Source organism: Deltaproteobacteria bacterium, assembly GCA_026712905.1.
Classification (GTDB): Bacteria; Desulfobacterota; Binatia; order UBA9968; family JAJDTQ01; genus JAJDTQ01.
Window position 1 is genome coordinate 1 of sequence record JAPOPM010000251.1, and the last position, 2,155, is coordinate 2,155.

Below are 2,155 nucleotides of genomic sequence, written 5' to 3' on the forward strand. Positions count from 1 at the left end.
AGAGCAAGGCATGCGGGCGCTAGTGGCCAAGAATGTCCCAAAGGCCTCGATCGCCAAGATCCTGGACCTCTCCCGCTCCGCCCTCTACCACTTCATCGAGACCCGCAAGATCGCTCCGGGCTGACTACAAGGTTCGGGCCGGCCTTATGTTGTATTTCAACGTGCGCCGTGAGAAGGCGCCAATCCTCAGCGGGTGCGAATCCCGCCCGGCAACTGTCGCTCCAGCCGGTAGCAATCGGAGCGGATGGTGGAGGTAACAACATCGTCTGAAGCACTCCGATGACAAAGGGCCGCCTCGGGCGGCTCAGCGACCACACAGGCCACAACGCGAGTAAACGCCGAGCAGGCCTCGAAAAGCACAATGCGGAAGCCGACCCGCCGTTGAAACGGGGAAGGCTGCCAGCGGTCGGGAAGCGAGCGACGCGAGCACCGACCGGTTCCGCCGGGGTATTGGCGGTGGCATGTATGGAAGAGGGGATTGGACGCAACACGGGAAGCCCTGCCGGTGGCGTGGCACGCGCCAACCGACAGCCCGCGAGGGTCAGGTTGGGCCGGCAGGGTGGCGGAGAGGTCCGTAGGTACCAAGGAAGCCGGGTAATGCCGGTGGAGGGAAGGGACCTCAGTTCGAGAGCAGCGCATGACGGAGGAAGGGACATGAGGACTGGCGAAAGCCTAACAGTCTCAGATGGAGTTCAGCGACTCCAGACGGCGCTACATGCGAAAGCGAAGGAAGCTCCGGGCTTGCGGTTTTACTCTTTGAGCGACAAGGTGTGGCGCGACGACGTGCTCGCAGTCGCCTGGCAGACTGTGCGGCGCAACGGCGGCGCGGCCGGGGTGGACGGCGAGACGGTCGCGAACATTGAGGCGCTCGGGGTAGACCGGTGGCTGGGAGTACTGGCGCGGGACCTGAAGGAGGGGACCTATCGGCCGCGAGCGGTTCGGCAGGTTCTCATCCCGAAGAAGCAACGAGGGAAGTTCCGGCCGTTGGGCATTCCGTGTCTCCGGGATCGGGTGGTGCAGACGGCGGCGATGCTGGTGTTATCGCCGATCTTCGAAGCCGACCTGCAACCGGAGCAGTATGCGTACCGGCCGGGCCGAGACGCGCATGACGCAGTCAGGCGCGTGCATCGGCTGCTGAGGACGGGCCACCGGGAGGTGGTGGACGCCGACCTGTCGGACTACTTCGGCCAGATTCCGCACGCGGACCTGATGAAGTCCATCGCGCGTCGCGTGAGCGACGGGCGGCTGTTGGGCTGGGTCAAGGCGTGGCTGGAGATGGCGGTGGAAGAGGACGACGGGCGCGGCGGTCGCCGCCGCACGAACCGGGCGCGTCACGAGCGGAAGGGGACCCCGCAAGGGTCTCCGATCTCGCCACTGTTCAGCAACATCTACATGCGGCGCTTCATTCTGGGCTGGAAGGTGCTGGGCTACGCCCGGCGCTTCAAGGCGGAAATCGTCAACTATGCGGATGACTTCGCGGTTCTCGGTCGCGCGCCGGCAGCGGTGATGCTAGCGGCGGTCGAAGCCCTGATGAAACGTCTGAAGTTGGCGATGAACGTTGAGAAGACCCGCTGCTGCCGGGTGCCGGAGGAATCGATGACGTTCCTCGGCTACCGGATTGGTTGCAACTACCGGCCGGGTACGGGTGCCGCCTACATAGGTACACATCCGAGCCGGGAAAGCGTCCAGAGCATCTGCCGTCGTGTGAGCGAGTTGACCGCGCCGCGCCACGTGCTCCTGCCGTCGGGAATCGTAGTGGGACGCCTCAACCGGTTGCTGACCGGTTGGGCGAACTATTTCATCCTGGGACAGGTCCGTCCGGCCTACAAGGCGATTGATCAACACGCGACCCGGCGGCTGCGCCAGTGGCTCTGCCGTAAGCACAAGGTGCGGGTCGGGAAACACGTGCGCTTCCCGTCCGAGCGGCTCTGGTCCGATTACGGGCTCACGCACCTTGCACCGCGTACGGCAGGTTTTCCGTGGGCGAAGGCATGATCTCGTCCGAGAGCCGGATGCAGGAAATCTGCCTGTCCGGTTCGATGAGCGGCGACTGGAAACGGGGCCACGGAGAGGAGTGAGGCACCGGCATCGGCGAAAGCCCCCGGCAACAGCTACCCCCTTTGCCTACCGCCACCGCGCCAGTCGTCGACTCTAC

General features: G+C 64.9%; 1 protein-coding gene. It reads left to right on the top strand.

Translation table 11 applies throughout. The features are described from left to right. Positions 1–768 precede the first annotated feature (768 nt). Positions 769–1,995, top strand: a complete 1,227-nt coding sequence (ltrA, locus tag OXF11_21300) for a group II intron reverse transcriptase/maturase (protein ID MCY4489627.1) — start codon at positions 769–771, stop codon at positions 1,993–1,995. Positions 1,996–2,155 lie beyond the last annotated feature (160 nt).